This is a genomic window from Streptomyces bungoensis, assembly GCF_001514215.1.
Lineage (GTDB): Bacteria > Actinomycetota > Actinomycetes > Streptomycetales > Streptomycetaceae > Streptomyces > Streptomyces bungoensis.
Map to the genome: position 1 here is coordinate 1 of NZ_KQ948920.1, position 704 is coordinate 704.

At 71.0% G+C, this 704-nt stretch carries 1 pseudogene; it reads right to left on the reverse strand.

What is annotated here, in order from left to right:
• Nucleotides 1-31: 31 nt before the first annotated feature.
• Nucleotides 32-704: pseudogene (locus tag AQJ66_RS36645) on the reverse strand (hydrolase); the annotation flags it as partial.

Sequence of the window (704 nt, forward strand, 5' to 3'; positions counted from 1 at the left end):
GGGCTCGAGAGAGGTCCAGAGAGTCATGTGATCACACCGTCAGCTTGATGGCTTCGATCCAGCGCGCGTTGTCGAAGGAGCCGGCGGTGTTGAGGTCGGGGCGTGCGTTGTTGCAGGACTGGTCGCTCCAGTCCTGGTCGCGGACCTTGACCATGTTGCAGGCCTGACCGGAACCGACGTTGTAGACGAAGGTCACCAGGTACGGGGCGTCGCCCTTGGTGCTGCCGACGTAGTTGTCCTTGCCGTCGGCGACGATGGCCGTCCAGTTCGGCGCCCACTTGCCCTGACCGCTGGTCGACTGGGGGTCGTTCACCATGACGTTGGCGGCGGAGCCCTGCACGCCGTACACCGCGATGTTGAGGGCCTTGATCGGCTCGCCCTGTCCGACCGTGCCGCTGACGGTGCCGTCGCACACCGGCTTCTGCCAGCCCCGCCCGGTGATGTAGGCGCGGTAGCAGATGTGCCGCCCGGACGGGTCGTCCTCGGCGAGGCGCCGGACGGCGGTGGCGGCCGTGTCCTGCCGCGGCTTCGCGGTCACGGTCGCCGTGGCGCCGCCGCCTCCGCCTCCCCCGCCCGAACCGGACGCCGCTCCGTTGTTCTCGTCCCCCGCCGCGGGGGATGGCGTGGCCGTGTCGGAGGGAGCCGGTGGCGGGGCCGGGGAGAGCGACGGAGAGGGGGCCAGGGTGGTGCCGGCCTCGGCGAGC